The following is a 17,164-nucleotide window of genomic DNA, read 5'->3' as shown; positions in this document are numbered from 1 at the left end:
TAAAGCAAATTCAAAAGGTTTTCACCCAAATACATTATAAAAAAGTAAAAAGAAGACTAACGCAATCGTAGTCTTCTTTTTACTTTGTCAGCAGTATGCTAACTCTTATATCCAGTTATGATAGAATGCCAGACCAGTAGCCGACAATCCCGATTACAAATATTCCTAGGATAAGGAGCAGTGGATTAACTCCTTTTCGAAGCATCCATGCCACCAGGATCGTTAATGCTAAAGGGAGCATCCCAGGCATAATGGAATCTAATACATTTTGTATCGTTTGAATATTTACCTTGCCTGCATCATCCTTAATTCTCGACACCACGATGGGAATATTTATATGTGTCCATTTGGAAACCAGTGCTCCCATTACGAACAACCCAAGAATGGACGCGCCTTCTGTGAGCTTCTGAATCCGATTGCCTGCTAAATCTTTTAAGATTTCCATTCCTTTTATATAACCATACTTTAATCCAAAGTATTTTGTACTTAATCTGATTGCATTGATTAAAAAGAAGAATAATAGCGGTCCGGCTATGTTTCCTGTTAGAGCAAGTGAAGCTCCTAGCGCGGCTAAAACAGGGCGCAATGTTCCCCAGAACATCGGGTCACCAACACCTGCCAGCGGGCCCATTAATCCAATTTTCATCCCATTGATCGCCTTTTCATCCATGCCTTTATTGTTAGCCATTTGCTCTTCCATCGCTGCTGTGACGCCAAAAATAGGTGCTGTCAGCCATGGGTGGGTATTGAACCATTCTAAATGCCGTTTCAAAGCTTCATTTCTTTCTGCTCCGGGGCCATACAATTTTTTAATCGCTGGTATCATGACAAAGCAATACCCCATTGCCTGCACACGTTCAAAATTAAAAGATCCAAGTAAAAAATTAGAGCGTATGAACATACTAAAAATATCTTTTTTAGATAACCTTTTTTCAGATTCCATTAATATTTCCCTCCCTAAATTTTATTTCAGGCATCCAAATCATCATCATCATCATAGATAGCTCCCTGTCCTGCTGCTACATGGGCTGCTGCAGTTTGATGATTATTTTTTTGCATGACTTGCTGATACAAAATGGCCAGGCAGAGTCCAAGTGCACCAAAGCCTACTAAATTAAATCCAGTGAAAGCTGCAATTAAAAATCCAATATAAAAGAATGGTTTTAAATAAGGAATATTCATCATATTAATAACCATTGCGTACCCAACAACAACGATGATACCGCCGCCTACTTGCAAACCTTTCGTAATGACAATCGGAATATGCCCGAGGAAGCTTTGTACTGCACTAACGCTGATTAACGCAACAATTAATGTAGGAATCATCACCCGCAATGCTTGGAAAGCCATGGCAGTTATATGCATAATTTCAATTCCTTTAAAATTGCCTTCTTGAGCATATTTGTCAGCCCGGTGAATTAAAAATACAGTTAAAGTCCGAACAAAGATCGTTAATGCCTGACCTGCAGCTGCCAGTGCAATTGCTACTGCGATCCCTTCCCCTACACCTTGATGGGCAGTAATAACCAAAATCGTTGAAAGTACCGAAGCAATGGCAGTATCTGGTGCCATCGCCAAACCTACGTTCATCCAGCCCAATGCCATCATCTCAAGAGTACCGCCTAGAATGATACCTGTCTTTAAATCTCCCAAAACCAATCCTACTAATGTACAGGCAATCAATGGCCGATGTGTCTGTCCTTCGTCCAGTACACTCCCGATCCCTGTAATGGCCGCAATAATTAATAATAGAATAATTTGAATGGTAGACATGTTTTCATCCCCTTTCTATTTTTTTGGTACATTTCTTAAAATCCGAATAAAATCTTCACTAGAATCTGAAGGCAGCTGTCTCAACTCAAGCTTCACACCTAGAGTGTTTAATTTTTCAAAATCATCTATATCCTTTTCAGTAACACTTACAGATTTTGTGACCTGTTTGCGGTTATTTTCAAATCGCATTCCACCTACATTCACCGTCTCAATTGGTACACCTGCTTCTACAAGTGCGACAATATCTGCCGGATTTTCAAAAAGCAGCAACGCGGTTGTGTCTTCGTACCTTGGGCTGAAATAGGCTTTGGCCATCTTGGAAATCGAAACGGCACTTGCCTTTACATTGGATGGTGCAACAGAGAGGATCAGAGTTTTTCTCATTTCATCAGCAGCAACGGTGTCTGATACCACGATAATCCTGTCCGCCGAGTAGGTCTTGATCCATCTGGTTAATACTTGGCCATGAATGAAACGGTCATCAATTCTCGATAAAACGATTTTCATAGTAATTCCTCTTCCCTTTCTCTCATACTTTTTGTCACTTTCTCCAAATGCTCACTGCATACCTGGAAGCTTTCCTCATTCACCTTTTTCAAATTTTTTAATAATTCCTTAAGAGGCAGGCTTCCTCTCATACTTAACACCTCAAGCAATATAGGCAGGTTCACCCCTGTAGCCATATCCATTCTTTCATTATTTAAAATAAATGGTGTGGCGGCGTTATACGGAGTACCTCCAAAGATATCCACTAAAAATAAGACTTCATTTTCTGGAGGAATCTTTTCTAACACCTGTTTGTACTTTTCATGAAGTGTTTGTGTCCCCTCATCTTTATAAAATGGGACGGCATAAAGATGATCTTCCTCGCCAAATATCATTCCTGAAGAACCTTGTAAAGCTGGGGCAAAGCTTCCATGCCCGCTTAAGATGACTGTGATCAATGTAATTGCTCCTCTCAAGTTTATTTACATACAATAACTATGCAAGTAACGTGCCAACAAAATGTATTAAGCGTTTTCATTGTTGTTACTAACTGCTTATTTTTCCTTTTTAATACACATTTTGTAAAAAAAGCAAACCTGTATTAAATTAGCAATCATTTTAATACAGGTTTGTTTTCATATTTATAAAAAAATACTAAAATGGCGATAAAAAATGAGTTTTAAAACACAGATATGTATGGGTTAAAATTCACTTGATCGTAAAGGCGCTGTTCTAGTCCAGCTCTTCAGCAAAAATAGTAGCAATAAATAACTTTTCATCTTTTGTTACTTCAACGCCCAGTTTTTTTTCAATTGATTTAATGGTTCGATCGGTTAAATCATACATTTTTTCCAGTTTGTCATCGATTACTTCATCCTCAGGGAAAGCAAGCGGAGCATTTTTGATCATTCTTTCAAAGGCAAAAGCCGTATGGATGACAATCTTTATCCTGAAAGTATTACTGAATTTGATCCCTAATTCATCCTGAACCGTTTGCACCCATTCTAATAATAATTGGGTAATGCGTTCAGGGTTTAAAAATAGTAGATACTTTGTTAAGCTGTCTTCACAAAGTTCACGTACAACAATATTAGTCTCTATTTTTCTTTCTCCATATAGTGCCTTACCTGCAGAAACAGCTTGTCTTATTATTTCTTCCCCATTTCCTTCAATCAAAACCTCTAACGATACATGCGGTGCATCAATCTTTGGATTTCTTGTTCCAACGGAAACCAACACTTCATATTCTTTTTGAATTTCTTTCATATTATTCGCTAGCTTAATAGATGAAACTGTTAAGATTTCAATAGGTTCTTTTGCGTAATTGCTTACGATTCCTGTTAATATTTCCTCTAACTTTTTAGCGGTTCCGCTTCCTGTAGTGCATATGGCAATGACTGCTTTCCGTTTTCCTGTTGATGATGATTGAACATTCAACCATTCCATAAAATCCTTTTTGACAGAATCGTAAATGGCATAAATGTTTAAATCAAGATAGTTTACCTTCCTAACAGCATCCAAAACCATCGAGGTGGTCACATTACTAATGGTCTTTATTTTTGTATTCGTTTTTTCTTCTAACTGGTTTTCGAGCATGGCTAATGACCCCATGTCCACCAGCATTAAAACTCCTTCTCCTTCATCCACCCGCTTAATTTGTTCTGCCAGACATTCCATAATTTCCGATGGCGATACATAAAGCGGCATATCAACGGCGGCGATCGGTGTACTTCCTAAAAGTGAGGTGGCTACTTCGACCATTGAAGTTGCGGTACTATTGCCATGGGCTGCTACCACGATTCCCACTCTTTTATTCTCATCCCATGATCGAATCGAATGTAGGAGCATTGTCAAATATATGACTTCGATCTCGGGAACATCCACTTTAAAATATTGCTGAATTTTTTCTTTAAACATTAAAGCGACGCTATACTCCTGAACATGTGTTTCACGAATTTCAGCTGTTTCCTTTTCGGTTAATACATCGATTTGTTTTCCGCGCTTTAAAAATGCGTCAATATGCATACTTAAAAAATGAAGAAATTTCCGATCAAATTTACACTTAAATTCCTTTTCAGCAATATTTTTTAGCTCCTTTGTCATTTGCAGCACTGTGTCTTCCACAAACATCATTAAGCTGCTGTTATGATATTTTTTCTGATTAACAAAGTTTCGGACATTTAAGCGGATTTCACTTATGATAAATTGGTTAATTTCTGATTCCTCTAATCCCTCATTTTTTAAGGTTTCCACTTTCTCTTCCATTAAGTGATATAAGTTAAATGGCGTGTCATCTTCCATATTCATGTTCTCGTCTTCAACCACTGGTGAAATAATCGTTTTAATATCCACATATTCTGAAATCAATTTACTTCGCTCGATATTTTTACTGCTGGAAATCCATTCCTGTTTTATTTCCTCTGGCAAATCTCTAACAGTCAGTTCTACAGCATTCTTATTATCAATATTGTTTAAAAATCCATGCGCGCAGACTAACTGAACATTTGCCTTCAACTGCCCCACATTTCCATAATTGGATGAATGAATTAAGGCATTCAAAACATCGATATGTACACTTAAATTTTTATTGATTCGTTCTGCTTCTTTACCTAATAAAAAATTCGTTAAGCCTATTTTTTCCTTTAGAGAACGTTCTTCAAAGGAAGGAATATGAATCGTCATTGGAATTCTTCGTAAAAAAGTTTTCAATAGGGAGGAATCAGGGTTTTCAGTTGTTGCACATATCATTAAAACTTTAGATGTCCGATTGTGATCTGTTTCACCCAATCGATTATATGTACCTTGATCAATAAAATAAAAAAGCATTTCTTGGCCTTCTGGTGGTAAACGATGGATTTCATCCATGAACAGGATTCCACCATTGGCTTTTTCCACTAAACCCACTTTATCTTCGGTTGCGCCGGTATAGGAGCCTTTCTTATGACCGAATAACTGAGAAAGTAATAGTTGTGAATTATTATAGTAATCTGCACAGTTAAACGTAATAAAAGGTGCACCTTGCTGCAGCTTATTTGCAAATAAGGCATATTGATAGATTCGATTAGCAAATAAAGATTTACCAGAACCGGTCGGTCCTAACAGCAGTATGTGCAAGCCATTGGGCGGATATAAAACAGCTGCTTTCGCTTGCGATATTGGTTTCTTTAAACTTCCTTTTGCACCAATTAAGTGTTCAAAAGGATCTTTTGAAATCATGTTTTTCAATTGGGGTTTTTCTGGAGGTTGGAGGCTTTCTACTTCCATTTGATTCGTATCCCACTTTTTTTGGAGGATCCTTTCTGCCACCTCTAACGGTACATATCTAACAGGGAATGACTTTATTTTGATTACCTTTTCTAATCTAACCAATTTATTTAATTCAGAACTAACATTAGACCTTTCCATTTCCAGTTGGTTAGCTATCTCTTGCGCTGAGTTTCCTTGTTTGCTTAAAAGTTCATCCGAAGAGCTGTGATTGAAATTCTCACATAATTGTTTATATATTTTGTCAATTCTCCTCATGCATCCCACCCCTGAAATATCTTGTATTATACTCCTTAGTTTCTCTACTACTGTAAAATATCTCTATATGAATAAACCAATTTTATTCATATTTTAACATACAAACACCCTTCCAATGGTTAAAATTGTATGTTTCAACACTTAAATCTATTTTGTCGGTAAGGTTATGTTAAAATTTTTTTCTTGATTGGCACGGAAATAAAAAAGCACCCCACATAGGGATGCAAACTAACTTAAAACAATCATCAACATTTTATAATAAACAAGCAGAATAACTACAACCGAAAGGAAATTTGCAAAGTTATTTTTTAATTTAATAGATCGTAGAATCTTTTTCGTTATGAATCCCGCCACTAAGGGAACTAAAATAATTATCGTAAGTTGTAATGCCATTTGGTTCATTGCTCCTCTTAAAAATGAAAAATCGATTTTCACATTCATCTTCTAGTTGTTTTACCAATAAGCAAAATTATACAAAAGAGGGGAATTTCCTTCAAATATTATTTAAGACATCTTGAAAATGCCAACTTCTGAACTAGTTATATCAAGAATATAGACCAAAACACATCCCCTAAAATCCATCTTCTACTCTTCATTATGATAAACTATTGACTATAAAATAGTTCATTGGAAGTCAAGGAGGGAGAATTTGAACAGGTTGATCAAGAAGCTCTTCATCTTAATATCCATATCCATTCTATTACTCTGTGTTTCGTGCAGCAGCAGTGAAGTACACAGTAAAATGCAGAACGATGAAGTGAAACATGGTTCCAATATAAACGATCCTGCTAAAATAGCTCAGAATGATTCAAACAAAATGAAACAAAAAACAGCCGTACAGGATGCAGCGATCATTCAAAAAGAGAAGGATGCACAAAAGAAAGCAGAATGGGAAAAACAGCTTGAAGATCAATATCAATTAGGCTACAATACCTTTTTTAAGAAAAATTATGCTGATGCCATAAAAATTGAAAGTGACGTCATTCAACAGGATCCATCTTTTTATAAGGCTTATAATGTAAAGGGAATTGCCCAATGTTATGCTGGAGATTTTAACGGAGGCATGGCAAATATCAATAAAAGCCTTCAATTGAAGCCTAACTATGGCTATGCTTTATTTAATAAAGCTCTTGCTTATGAGCTGTACCGACATTTTGATGAAGCCATTACATGGTATAAGAAGGATCTTGCGGTTGAAAATTATGTGTGGACCTATTATGGGATCGCAAGTATTTACGGTCGGCGCGGTGATGTTGCAAATACCGTGAAATATTTAAAGCTTGCCATCAGTTTCGGGGCTTATACGAAAACAGCTGCAAAGACTGAAAAAGACTTTGACAATGTTCGAAATAGTAAGGAATTCCAATCTTTAGTATACAATTAGAAAACAAATTAAGCACCATTTCTAAGGGGAGAACTGCCCTGGAAATGGTGCCTTTTCATGTTATGCTTGTTTTTTATGGCAGTAATCGCGCAAACTCAACCATGGTAGTGGTACCTTTAATGAAGAGCCGGTGAATTAAGTACAATTCATTTGGCTGTCCGTTTTCAACAAATTCTCCACTTTTAGTCGTAACCGCATATTTATAGTATTTCTTTGTTTCCTCTACAACTTTATCATTAAAATAACCAATTGGATAAGCAAGAGCCATAACTGGTTTGCCGGTTAATTGTTCAATTTTTTCCTTTGAAGCATTTAATTCCTGCTCGTAATTCGTTACTGACCTTAGATCTGAATGGGTCATGGTGTGTGATTGAATGGAGAAGAAGCCTGAACCTTCCATTTCCTTAATATCAGCCGAAGAAAGTGAATAAGGTCCTGAATCAATCCTCCCGGCAATCACGAACTCCGTGGCTACTGGTTTAAACTGATCATCCGCTACCTTTGTAAAAATAGGAAGAGTATTCATGTTGTTCTTCATACCATCATCAAAGGTAATAAATATAGGCTTATTAACCTTATTGATATCGGCAAAGTGTTCAAATGTAAGCGGTGTGTATCCATGTTCTTTTAAATACATCATTTGCTTTTCGAAATTAGCTGGTGTGACGAATAATATCTTCAAACCTTCCCCTTTGTACTCATCGATCGCATGATACATAAGGAATGGTACATACTGCGGAAAAGTTACTGCTGATTTGGCAAGCAGGATTTCCTTCCCTTTTTGGTCTACACTGTAAGCTTCAATCTGATATTCCCCGCGTTGTCCCTTAAAACTTCGGGTATCCAATGAAACTGCGAAATGATTTGCAGCGTTCGAGGATGAGAAAGTTTTCATGGCAGCCGGCCCGTCGGCTGTCCTCCAGATGTGAAACAGGATCTTAGAGACATTGCCCGCTATCTGCGATACTGAAATAGAAGCTGTTGTCGATTGAACCGTGATGGGAGTGGAAGTGATGACTGCCTTTGGTTTAAAAACTGAATTATGTATTTCTACTTTATTATTATTTTTTAATTTTACTAGTTCTTTTTCATGCGTATTTGTCGAAACGGCCTGTTTCTGATCTTTCAAGTGATTTCCGCACCCTGCTAAGAAAAAGACAGCCATCAAAGCCATCAAGAATAATTTTTGCATTTTATTTCTCCTGCTAAAAAAGATTTATCATTCTATTAATGATAACATCACTAACTTTATTGATAAATAAATTACATCTGATACCAGATTAATAAAAAAAAACGGAACATAATGTTCCGCACTTTCATTCATGATGAAACTAGTAATTTACTATTTTTTCTTAGTTCGTTATTTATGAATTTCCTATTTTTGTATAAAAACTTTTTTAACTCTTCTAATACTAATTCCTTTTCTCCATCATCACAATAGTTTAAGCCTTTTCCATGTAATGTCCATTTACTTTCTGCTTCATAATTCATTAAAGTCCATTTTCCCTGACGTATCGTGTCCTCAAATACAAAATAATATTTGTTACCCTGTGAATCATATTCTGCAATCTCATAGAAGTGGTTTAGAAAATATTCCATATCTTTTTTTGAAACGATTAGCTTCATATTTCCCCCACCTTTTACATCTTTTTGATTATTTTAACATACTTTGATTATTTTTTAAAAAGGAGCTTGTTCAATACTAAACATTTTCCTTTATTTAAACCATCGATTTAATCAGTAAGTCCATTCTTAGAGCATTGTTTCATGTACACTTAGGATCTTTACTGCATTTGTAAAGATCAAGTAAAAGAGCCAAATGATCTGGTTTATTTGTGATTTCTCCATCAACCCCCATTGAAAGGAGCTTCACCATGTCTTTATCTTTATTCACAGTCCACGGCTCAATAAAAAGACCGTTTTGATGGGCAGCATGGATTAAATCAGGGGTAACTACTTCCATTCCCGGACCTACCCCGTTTGCATAATCTGAGATCCTCTTAAATTCTTTTTTTACATTTATACATTCCAGCATACCTTTCGAATATAGTTGGATGATATTTAATTGCGGAACTAATGCTTTTAACTTCCGAAGGCTTGGCTCACTCAAAGAGCCAAAAATAAGATTTTTTTGGTTCAACATTTCATTTCCCCTTAAAATATTGACCAATTTCTCTTCCATTCCCGAATTTAGATTCGGTTCCTTTAATTCAATAAAAAGCCCTACCTTGCCATTTCCTTTATGTTTAACAAGCTGAAGGACTTCCTGTAATGTTGGTACATGCTGCTGGTCGTATTCTTTACGGGCTTTTTTCTTAAATACATGATTAAACCATGAACCTGCATCAAGAGTTTTGATCTCTTGCAGTCTAAAATCTCTAACAAGCCATGGTGAACGGAGAGGATATTTTCTCTTTACATTTGTCGTCCTTTTCAGGGATTCATCATGCATCACGATGAGATGTTTGTCATTTGTCATCTGTAAATCCAGTTCGATATAATCGGCTCCCATCCTAATGGCCTGGTTAAAGGTGGCCAAGGAATTTTCTGGTCCATATGCCGATGCCCCGCGATGGGCTACGACTTTGATTTCCGAAGCAATGGGCTGTTTCTTAGAAAGTTCAGCATGGCTGGCTTGATTTTGACCTGAAATTTCTGATGTTTTTAATAAAATTAGTGCGCCACAAATAGAGAGAGAAGCTAGTCTAAAAATCAAACTCTGTTTCACTTCAAATTCATCTCCTAAATATTTGAAACTCTGTGATAAGAAAAGTGCCGGAGCTAGATAATTTTCAAAATTAAAATCTATACTTACTTTCCTGATAAAGAAAACACGCCGACTGCCGAGCCCGTTAAGGCGTAGTTCTCCGAAAAGCACAGCTTTTCGACTGTGAAGCTAATGCTCACGAAGCATTCCTTATTGCTCTTATGCCTGATAGAAAAGGGATACTTTCCTATCGGCTAAAAAAAGAGACAGGGGTTACATATTATTCCCTGTCTCCTGGCATTTTACTATTTATTTTTCATATATTCATAAAGCGTCATGGAGGCGTTCCTAAATCCCATCCCTCCACGTTCTTGGCCTTGGCCAGATTGACTGTTTTGCCATTTGTTTGTTGGTACAACTGTACAGTTGTTTTTAATCCAATTAAGAACTTCTGACTGTTGGCCGCCAAATGACCTTCCTTGAATAAGGAAATAACGAATTTGACCTTCGTTCACCAACTTTTGCAGCTTTTCGACTGATAAGGCTGGGTCATTCCCCATAAATCCTCCCATCGCCATGACCGGCAATCCAGTGTCAAGAATAATAGGGGCCGCTGATGTGGCATTTAAAGTGGCCACAAGATAAGTTCCATTGTGATAATTAGCTTTTAAATAATTTTCAAGCCTAGAATTAACAGACACTTCATCTCTACCATGCTGATTTTGCAGTTCAGGACCAGCAAATGGTTTTGTTACAGATCCTCCATATTCAATTGGTGTCATAGCCCAAGCCGAAGGTGCTGCCACTAAAGCACAAACCCCCATGATAGCAGCAAGGATTGAAATGCTTTTCTTAACCATTGTTTTATTTAACAGCAAACAAAATAATGCTAGTATGGCAAGTAATCCAATTCCAATGGAAAGAGGTCCGCGCCATGCTGGATACTTCCAAACAATCGAAATTTCAAAAAACACAGTTCCCAATAATGCAATAGGCAGGAACCATTTTTCCACCTTACCTTGTTCACGCCATTGACACCACATTTGTTTGAATCCTGCCCCGGCTAAAGCAGCGATACCAGGAGCCATCATCACCATATAATAACTGCTGAACCTTTTGGCCACGCTAAAGAAAACAAGCATCGTCAATACCCAAACTGCCCATAAGATCACTGTCTGCCGTTTTCGATCAGGAGCAGTACGAATGGAAGTGCCCCATAACAGTGAAATGATCGCTATTAAATCTCCAGGCAAAAGCCAGCTCAACTGTCCATCCAGTTCCGGAGTTGTCAGCAGCCTTAGTGGACCAGGGTTACCTGTTTGTCCATAACCTGAAAAGCTGTTTCCCCCATTATTCATCCTTGCTCTCATAAACTGAGAACCACCACTGTTTATCATTCGATCCATTCTATTATTGCTATTCATCCCTGAATTTCGGTAAGCATTGCTTGTATTGTTCCAGCCGCCAAATTGCTGCCCTTGCTGTGCCCCGAAATGGGAATTGCCTTGTCCACCTCGCTGCTGTCCGAGCAAGCGATTGATTCCATTGTATCCGATGGCCAATGTCACCATAGAATTATCTTGCGTACTTCCGACATAAGGGCGTTGATCAGATGGAATGCTGTCAACAATCACTGACCATGATAATGAAACTGTCAAAAGAACAACTGTGGCTGCCATCAAATGTACAAATTTTTTCTTCCAGCTTATTTTAGGTGTTATCAAATAGTAAAGATAGAATGCTGGAAGTACGAGGAAAGCCTCCATCATTTTAATATTAAAGCCGACACCTACGATGAAGAAAGAAATAATCAGCCATTTTAATTGCTTTTGCTCGACTGCTTTGCTTAATGCCCAGGTGGCAATCAATGAAACAAACATTAACATACTATCTACTTCATTCGTCCGATCAGCCGCAACAACTATTGGCGTTATAGCCAAAAACAGTGCTGCCAATAATCCGGCCCCTCTTCCAAAAACACGGGCTACAAGATGATAGAGTAAGGCAACAGCGAATACACCAGCCAAAGCTTGCGGAAGAAATAAACTCCACCCCTTAAACCCGAATATATATGCACTAAGCGCTTGGAACCAGAAATCAACCGGGGGCTTATCTATGGTGATAAATCCTTTTGGATCAAAAGAATTAAAGAAGAAATTGTGCCAGCTATCCAGCATACTTTTTACTGCAGCGGAGTAGTACGTGTTACCTATCCCCTCCTGCCCTAACTTATAAAAATTAAGAATGACTGAGAGTATTAGTATGAGAGCGAGGCCTAGGTGATGCCAATTGAATCTTCTATTTCCTTTATTCATCGAAAAACTTTCACTCCTTATTTTATAATAAATCGTTTAGATTAATGGCTGTTAGTATATCTATCATAAACTATAGACTATATCATTACTTTTAATTCTAAAAAATAGCTTATAAAATTCTTAAATATCCCTTAAATTAAGAACATTTTTAGCTTTTAATGATACATTTGGAAATGGCGGAAATTTTGCCTGAAATCATCTATCAGAATGACATGCATTTTAATATAGCATCTATATAAACGGAGGAAATAAATGATATATGAAAACGCCATTATCTGTTAATCGAAATAACATTGCAAGACAAATTCTTACGAAAGTTCCTGAGATAACGATTTTCTTTTGGCTGACCAAAGTGTTGACTACAGGGATGGGGGAAGTATTCTCTGATTACTTGGTGAAGAATATGAATCCCATTCTAGCTGTAGCTATAGCGGGACTAGTACTTGCAGCCTCTATCCTCATACAGTTCTTTGCACGTAAATATGTACCATGGATCTATTGGCTTGTCGTAGTTATGGTCAGTATCTTTGGAACAATGGCTGCTGATATCGTGCATGTCGTATTAGGAATAACGTATCTCGTATCTACCCTATTTTTTGCAGCTGTGTTGGCCATTGTCTTGGCCATCTGGTTTGCTTCTGAAAAGACTCTTTCCATTCACAGTATCCATACAATTCGCCGCGAAATCTTTTACTGGTGTACGGTTCTTGGAACATTTGCACTTGGCACTGCAGCAGGTGATATGACTGCCTCTACTATGCATTTGGGTTATTTCGCTTCAGGCATACTGTTTACGATTATACTATTAGTTCCTGCAATCGGCTCATGGCTGCTTGGTTTCAATAAAATTTTTGCGTTTTGGTTTGCTTATATCATGACACGCCCTGTCGGCGCTTCTTTCTCAGACTGGATCTCTGCTTCAAAAAGCCACGGCGGTGTTGGACTTGGTGAGGGACCAGTCAGCTTGATCCTAACGATTTTCATCATAATCTTAGTTGGTTACTTATCTATTACGCGAAAAGATATCCAAGCCGATCCAGTTGTTCTAAATTCACGAACGGATGCTTAATTTATCACATTCTATAAAAGGTTTTCTGCCTAATTTGTTTGTTTTAAAAAAACGAATTAGCAGAAAACCTTTTTCATTGAAAAAGAATATTTCTAAAAATAAAGTCAAAATAACACGAATGTTTTATATTGTTATTAATTTACAAATATTTAATAATTAATTTGTACAAGTACTTCGTACGCCTAACTATATAGAAAGAAGGGGAATGGATGAAAAATTTCTGGAAAAAAGTCTCTACCGTATCTACCATTTCATCAATGATTCTACTCACAGCTGTGCCCTCGATCACTTCTGCCGCATCTCCACAGCAAGTTACTGTTCAGCAAGGAGAAAATCCACAAGTTTTACAGAATGCAAGCGTATTTGGCGACCTGCCAGGAAATACGGTTGTCACAGTAGACATTGTTATGAAAATTACAAACAAAAATCAACTGGCAAACTACATAAATGATACGACTACACCTGGAAATAAAAACTATCGTAACTATCTTTCGGTAGACCAATTTAAGAATAGCTTTGGAGCCAACCCTGAATCTATTAATAAAGCAACTGCATACCTACAATCTTTCGGTATTACCACCTCTGTATATCCTAATAACCTCATCATTACAGCTACCGGAACCGCAGACCAATTTAATAAAGCCTTCTCTGTTAAGTTAAAAAAGGAAAATTATAATGGAAAGAGTTTCCACGGAACAAGTGAAAGACCGAGTGTACCTGCAAACTTTGGGAATGATATCCTTTGTGTTTTAGGATTAACAAACTATTCCAATTTCACTTCACATGCAGTGAAACAGCCTGTTTCATTAAACGAAAACGGAAATACACCAACAGGTCCACTAAGTCTTATGCCATCAGACTTAATCAAGCAATACAATGTTCAACCGCTATATGACAAGGGAGCAGATGGCAGCGGCCAAACGATTGGAATTGTCACGCTTGCTGACTTAAACCTTGAGGACGCCTATCAATTTTGGGACAAATCCGGTATTGCATATAAGAAAAATAGAATCACCAAAACAAATGTGGATGGCGGTTCAGGATGGGATGGATATGATGAAACTACTTTAGATGTGGAGCAATCTGGTGCATTGGCTCCTCAAGCAGATATTAATGTTTATGTAGGGCCTAACTCTGATACAGGATTCACTGATGCCTTTGCCAAAGCGATTAATGACAATAAAGCCCAGCAAATCTCTGTTAGCTGGGGTGAAAGTGAGCCCGCCATCAATTTCTTCATTCAGCAGCAACAGGAAACCCCTATGTATGCTGAAGTGTTTAACCAATTGTTTATGCAGGCTGCCGCACAAGGAATCTCCATGTTTGCTGCGGCAGGGGATGAAGGAGCATATGATGCTGCGAGGGAGTTCGGCTTAACTTCTGGAATAGCCAATGCAGCTTCCTTATCTGTCGATAACCCTGCAGACAGCCCATATATAACAGCTGCTGGCGGTACGACACTTCCATTCCACTTCCACTCTTCCACTTATAATGTGGATGTGAATAACGATCACGAGCGTGCATGGGGATGGGATTATCTTTACAAATATTTTGATGCAAGAGGATTAAATGACCCGACTGGCTGGGGCGACAGATATCTTGTCGGCGGCGGTGGCGGCTTTAGCCAATTTTTCAAAACACCGTCTTATCAACTTGGTGTACCAGGTGTGAACTCGTATATTGCCGTTAAGCAATGGACTCCTAATGCCGACCAGTCTTCACTCACTCGAGATTCTTCTCCTACGATCGTTTCTGGAGCAGGAACTGGAAGAAATATGCCTGATCTCTCTATGAATGCCGACCCTTACACTGGATACAAAGTTTGGTTTAGCGATCCAGCTGATCCTGGCTCCAATTCTGGTTATGCAGTATATGGAGGAACTTCCTTTGTATCACCACAATTATGTGGTCTTTCAGCATTAATTAACAGTGCGAACCAAACACAAGCTGGCTTCTGGAACTCGCAAATTTATCGCTATGCGATACAAAAGGACTCACCATTCCATCCTTTGAACACTGTAGGTGCAACGAACGATAATGGTTTTTACAGTGGAACACCAGGAACAGTTTATAATCAGGCTACAGGACTTGGTACACCGGATGTAGCGGCACTTGCATCCAAATTTAAATAAAAGGCTCGGTTAAACTTGGCTGTGGATATCCGATCCAGGCACTTCGCTTCAATCAACACTGTTCTTTAATATATAGCCAAATAAAATAATAAAGCCGTCCCCATCTTTTTTTAGGGGACGGCTTTTGCTTGTTTGACCCATTTTTTGTTTGTCTATAAAAAGAGTAGAACGGGACAACTTCCTTGCCAATAAACTAAAACTAGCTAAGCTTATTCACTTTTTTGGAGAAGCTCTAAAAATGAAGGAGTGGTTATTATGGGGGCCATTACCGGAAAGGAATTTATAGATCGAATTGATCAGTTAAATACGGATATTTGGCTGCAAGGAAAAAAGGTAGAAGGAAAAAAATCTGAACATCCTGCCTTTAAAGGAATTTTGAAAAGTAAAGCATCTTTATATGATTTGCAAGTTGACCCATGTTTTGCCAACAAACTAACCTTCCCATCACCGGAATCAGGTGAACCGATCGGACTTTCTTATCTGCAGCCCAAAACAAAAGAAGATATAAAAATGCGTAGAATCATGATCGAGCATTGGGCGAGGCATACTCATGGGATGATGGGCAGGAGTCCAGATTATATGAATTCCACCATCATGGCATTTGCCTCCTCTCGGAATCTGTTAATCGGCAGAGAAAATTGTTTTCCAGAAAATATTCTGGCACTTTATGAAAGGGCAAAAAAACATGACCTCTCCTTTACGCATACGTTTATTTCCCCTCAGGTAAATCGATCACAATTACTGTTAAATCTATCAAATGAACCAATTTCCGCAAGGGTTGTTAATCAAAACAGTAAAGGCATCTTTATTAAAGGGGCAAGACTTTTGGCAACACAAGGTGGATTAACCGATGAAGTACTGGTTTACTCTGCTGGCGGAGTGTTGGATGAGGCAGAAGCCTTCGCTTTTTCATTACCGTCTGATACGGAAGGATTAAAGTTTATTTGCCGTGAATCATTTGTAAGCGGAGACTCTGCGTTTGATTATCCCTTAAGTTCTCGGTATGAAGAAATGGATACGATATTAGTTTTTAATGATGTTTTTGTCCCATGGGAACGGGTTTTTTTCTATAATAATCCCGAAGCTGCCCATGATTTTATGCTTCAGAACTCTTTTCATCATTTTGCCACACATCAGGTAATCATCAGACAGATTGTTAAAACGGAATTCCTTCTCGGAATTGCTCAAACTATAGCTGATACGATCAATATAGGTGACTATCAGCATATTCAGGAAAAACTGTCTGAGATCATTATTGGTCTTGAAACGATGAAGGCATTGTTAGAAAAATCAGAGGCAGATGCCCAATTCGATGAATGGGGTACATTACGGCCTAGTCTAATACCACTTCAGGTTGCCACCAATATCTTTCCAAAGATTTACCCGAGATTCAGTGAAATCATTCAATTAATGGGTGCAAGTGGAATGGTATCGCTTCCCACTGAGGAAGACTTTCAATCTGATATAGGGACAGCTCTTGAAAAGTACATGCAAGGTGCAAGAATTAATGCGGTGGATCGGGTGAAACTATTTCGGCTGGCATGGGATTTAACCATGAGTTCGTTCGGTACCCGGCAAACACAGTATGAACGCTATTTTTTCGGGGATCCCATTCGCTTATCCAGCCTGTTGTATAAAACCTACCCAAAGGATGAATATGTGAAAGAAGTTTGCCAATTTTTAGATTTAAAGACGAATCAGCTGCCGTAATTTTGAACCGGACCTTTTTGAAAAAGGTCCGATTCTTTAAAATACTACAGTTTAGAACTATTAGTT

General features: G+C 38.0%; 13 protein-coding genes. 4 read left to right on the top strand and 9 right to left on the bottom strand.

The window, feature by feature from the left end:
* Window positions 1-115 precede the first annotated feature (115 nt).
* From HPT25_RS16385 to HPT25_RS16365, 5 genes are all read right to left on the bottom strand, one after another.
* Window positions 116-943 (bottom strand): PTS system mannose/fructose/sorbose family transporter subunit IID, encoded by an 828-nt coding sequence (locus HPT25_RS16385; protein WP_173066386.1) that lies wholly within the window; start codon window positions 941-943, stop codon window positions 116-118.
* 26 nt (window positions 944-969) lie between these two features.
* Complete coding sequence (locus tag HPT25_RS16380) at window positions 970-1,773, bottom strand: PTS mannose/fructose/sorbose transporter subunit IIC (RefSeq protein ID WP_173066383.1); 804 nt, start codon at window positions 1,771-1,773, stop codon at window positions 970-972.
* Window positions 1,774-1,788: 15 nt separating this feature from the next.
* Window positions 1,789-2,280 carry a PTS sugar transporter subunit IIB gene (locus HPT25_RS16375; RefSeq protein ID WP_173066380.1) on the bottom strand — a complete coding sequence of 164 codons (492 nt, stop codon included), beginning with the start codon at window positions 2,278-2,280 and terminating at the stop codon, window positions 1,789-1,791.
* Window positions 2,277-2,717, bottom strand: coding sequence for a mannose/fructose/sorbose PTS transporter subunit IIA (locus HPT25_RS16370; protein WP_173066377.1), 441 nt, complete (start codon window positions 2,715-2,717; stop codon window positions 2,277-2,279). The genes HPT25_RS16375 and HPT25_RS16370 overlap by 4 nt, the downstream gene beginning before the upstream one ends.
* 274 nt (window positions 2,718-2,991) lie before the next feature.
* On the bottom strand, window positions 2,992-5,781 hold the full coding sequence (locus HPT25_RS16365) for a sigma-54-dependent transcriptional regulator (RefSeq protein WP_173066374.1): 2,790 nt from the start codon (window positions 5,779-5,781) through the stop codon (window positions 2,992-2,994).
* A 649-nt stretch (window positions 5,782-6,430) separates the two neighbouring features.
* Here HPT25_RS16365 and HPT25_RS16355 point away from each other — a divergent pair.
* The gene (locus HPT25_RS16355) at window positions 6,431-7,165 is read left to right on the top strand and encodes a tetratricopeptide repeat protein (RefSeq protein WP_173066368.1); all 735 of its coding nucleotides are present in this window, start codon (window positions 6,431-6,433) and stop codon (window positions 7,163-7,165) included.
* 73 nt (window positions 7,166-7,238) lie between these two features.
* Here the strand turns inward: HPT25_RS16355 and HPT25_RS16350 are convergent, their stop codons facing one another.
* From HPT25_RS16350 to HPT25_RS16335, 4 genes are all read right to left on the bottom strand, one after another.
* Window positions 7,239-8,357 carry a polysaccharide deacetylase family protein gene (locus HPT25_RS16350; protein WP_173066366.1) on the bottom strand — a complete coding sequence of 373 codons (1,119 nt, stop codon included), beginning with the start codon at window positions 8,355-8,357 and terminating at the stop codon, window positions 7,239-7,241.
* A 128-nt stretch (window positions 8,358-8,485) separates the two neighbouring features.
* Window positions 8,486-8,791: a hypothetical protein gene (locus tag HPT25_RS16345; RefSeq protein WP_173066363.1), complete on the bottom strand. Its 306-nt coding sequence runs from the start codon at window positions 8,789-8,791 to the stop codon at window positions 8,486-8,488.
* A 139-nt stretch (window positions 8,792-8,930) separates the two neighbouring features.
* The gene (locus HPT25_RS16340; protein WP_173066361.1) at window positions 8,931-9,893 is read right to left on the bottom strand and encodes a glycerophosphodiester phosphodiesterase family protein; all 963 of its coding nucleotides are present in this window, start codon (window positions 9,891-9,893) and stop codon (window positions 8,931-8,933) included.
* 284 nt (window positions 9,894-10,177) lie between these two features.
* Entirely contained in the window at window positions 10,178-12,187 is a 2,010-nt protein-coding gene (locus tag HPT25_RS16335) for a glycosyltransferase family 39 protein (RefSeq protein ID WP_173066358.1), read from the bottom strand.
* Window positions 12,188-12,446: 259 nt separating this feature from the next.
* Here HPT25_RS16335 and HPT25_RS16330 point away from each other — a divergent pair, with 259 nt between their 5' ends.
* The 3 genes from HPT25_RS16330 (at window position 12,447) to hpaB (ending at window position 17,098) form a co-directional block, all read left to right on the top strand.
* Window positions 12,447-13,256 carry a COG4705 family protein gene (locus tag HPT25_RS16330; RefSeq protein ID WP_173066355.1) on the top strand — a complete coding sequence of 270 codons (810 nt, stop codon included), beginning with the start codon at window positions 12,447-12,449 and terminating at the stop codon, window positions 13,254-13,256.
* 209 nt (window positions 13,257-13,465) lie between these two features.
* The gene (locus HPT25_RS16325; RefSeq protein ID WP_173066352.1) at window positions 13,466-15,388 is read left to right on the top strand and encodes a S53 family peptidase; all 1,923 of its coding nucleotides are present in this window, start codon (window positions 13,466-13,468) and stop codon (window positions 15,386-15,388) included.
* Window positions 15,389-15,643: 255 nt separating this feature from the next.
* A complete protein-coding gene (gene hpaB, locus HPT25_RS16320; RefSeq protein ID WP_173066350.1) occupies window positions 15,644-17,098 on the top strand; it encodes a 4-hydroxyphenylacetate 3-monooxygenase, oxygenase component in 1,455 nt (484 codons plus the stop codon).
* Window positions 17,099-17,164 lie beyond the last annotated feature (66 nt).

Origin of the sequence: Neobacillus endophyticus, from assembly GCF_013248975.1 — a bacterium.
GTDB classification, from domain to species: Bacteria; Bacillota; Bacilli; order Bacillales; family Cytobacillaceae; genus Neobacillus; species Neobacillus endophyticus.
The sequence above is the reverse complement of the archived record's forward strand: the minus strand, read 5'-3'. Positions and strand labels throughout refer to the sequence as shown.

Coding starts and splice junctions, on each gene's coding strand:
- HPT25_RS16385 (WP_173066386.1), bottom strand. CDS start 943: ATGGAATCTGAAAAAAGGTTATCTAAAAAAGATATTTTTAGTATGTTC.
- HPT25_RS16380 (WP_173066383.1), bottom strand. CDS start 1,773: ATGTCTACCATTCAAATTATTCTATTATTAATTATTGCGGCCATTACA.
- HPT25_RS16375 (WP_173066380.1), bottom strand. CDS start 2,280: ATGAAAATCGTTTTATCGAGAATTGATGACCGTTTCATTCATGGCCAA.
- HPT25_RS16365 (WP_173066374.1), bottom strand. CDS start 5,781: ATGAGGAGAATTGACAAAATATATAAACAATTATGTGAGAATTTCAAT.
- HPT25_RS16350 (WP_173066366.1), bottom strand. CDS start 8,357: ATGCAAAAATTATTCTTGATGGCTTTGATGGCTGTCTTTTTCTTAGCA.
- HPT25_RS16345 (WP_173066363.1), bottom strand. CDS start 8,791: ATGAAGCTAATCGTTTCAAAAAAAGATATGGAATATTTTCTAAACCAC.
- HPT25_RS16335 (WP_173066358.1), bottom strand. CDS start 12,187: ATGAATAAAGGAAATAGAAGATTCAATTGGCATCACCTAGGCCTCGCT.
- HPT25_RS16330 (WP_173066355.1), top strand. CDS start 12,447: ATGAAAACGCCATTATCTGTTAATCGAAATAACATTGCAAGACAAATT.
- HPT25_RS16325 (WP_173066352.1), top strand. CDS start 13,466: ATGAAAAATTTCTGGAAAAAAGTCTCTACCGTATCTACCATTTCATCA.
- hpaB (WP_173066350.1), top strand. CDS start 15,644: ATGGGGGCCATTACCGGAAAGGAATTTATAGATCGAATTGATCAGTTA.